Genomic DNA, 1,498 nt, shown 5'->3' with positions numbered 1-1,498 from the left:
GTACTACATTCGTAGATTTTGAGGGAGCGGATCTCCTCGTCGGCGGTAGTGGCTGATCAGGGCCCGGGTTTGATGGGCCTGCCGGAAGAAGGACCAGGCCAGGACGTGACTGATGGCATTGGCCGCGGGGATGAGGATCCGGGCCAGGACACGGCGGATCTCGGCGAGGGAAGGGCGGATCAGCCGGACCGGGGTCAGCTCGGGCGCTCCGGGAGACGATGGTCTTTTCCCTGGCCCGGCCCGGCGCTGATGACGAAAGGTGCCTGTTCGGGGCGGGGCCGGCCATCGAGGTGAGCGTGGCTGACGGCGAGGAAGGCCAGGGCGAGCATGACGCAGGTGACGTGCCGGTGCCAGCCGTCCCATTTACGGACCTGGTACTGGGTAAGACCGAGCAGGTCCTTGCCGGTCTCGTTGTTCTCTTCGATCTTCCACCGTGCTCCGGCGACACCGATGAGCTCGGTGATGGGGGTGGCGGTAGGGGCATGGGCCAGGAAGAACTCGACCTCGGCCGGGTCGCCGATGCCGCGACGGATCAAGATCGTGTGGGCGTGGCCTTCGGCGGGCCGCTGCCCGGCCGGCGTCGCGGCCACGGCCGTCCAGTCGTAGGTGCGAACTCCTTTGGTGCCGTTGCCGCACGAGCGGCGCTCCCATATCCCAGGGCCGGCGTGGGCCAGGAGGCGATCCAGCACATGACCGACCGGCTCGCTTCCACCCCGGGCCTTGAGCACGGGCAGGTCGGCCGGAACGGCCATCACGTAAGCGACCTGGCGGGTGTGGCAGAACGCGCGCAGGGCCGGGTCTCGGCCGTAGGCGGAGTCGGCGGCGAAGTAGCGAAAGGGGGTGCCGGCGGCCATCTCCTCGCAGAGCATGTCGATGACCTGCTGGGGTTTGGTGGCGAAGACGACCTGCTCGGGGACGCCCGCCACCGCGCGCCGGGCAAGGTCACCGGCCCAGCTTTCGGGCAGGTACAGCCGCCGGTTGACGAAGGCGTGCCCCGCCGATGAGGCGTAGGTGAGCATCGGCATCACCTGGCAGTTCTCGATCTGGCCGGTCAGCCCGCAGTACTGGCGGGCCACCCCGACCGACTTGTCGCCCTTCTTGATCGCCTGGGTGTCGTCAGCGATCAGTACCCCATCGGGGCGGCCCAGGTGTCCGATCACGTGGGAGCGGACCGCATCACGCAGCGCGTCGGCATCCCAGGGCGCCCTCGACAGCAGCCACTCGATCCGGTTGGCCGTCCGGTGCCCGAGGTGGTCGGCCAGCTGCCAGGAGTTCTTGCGCGGCACATCGGCCAGCAGGCCTCGCACCAGGTCCGCGAACGTCGCCTTCGGCTCGGGCCGTTTGAACAACGGATCGGCGATCCGCGCGGTCAGCGCCGCGAGTTCGGCATCCCAGGACACGACGAGATCGTAGGTGAGGCATGAGGTCACTTGCAGACCATCGCCCATCTACCCACAGTCACGCAGGCGAATCGGTTAACGATCTACAGATGTAGTAC

The 1,498-nt window shown here is 67.9% G+C and carries 1 protein-coding gene; it reads right to left on the bottom strand.

What is annotated here, in order from left to right; translation table 11 throughout:
- Positions 1-194 precede the first annotated feature (194 nt).
- Positions 195-1,400 (bottom strand): IS701 family transposase, encoded by a 1,206-nt coding sequence (locus tag AB0D67_RS39110; RefSeq protein ID WP_362947507.1) that lies wholly within the window; start codon positions 1,398-1,400, stop codon positions 195-197.
- Positions 1,401-1,498: the final 98 nt, after the last annotated feature.

It is taken from the genome of Streptosporangium sp. NPDC048047 (assembly GCF_040653115.1).
GTDB lineage: Bacteria > Actinomycetota > Actinomycetes > Streptosporangiales > Streptosporangiaceae > Streptosporangium.
The sequence above is the reverse complement of the archived record's forward strand: the minus strand, read 5'-3'. Positions and strand labels throughout refer to the sequence as shown.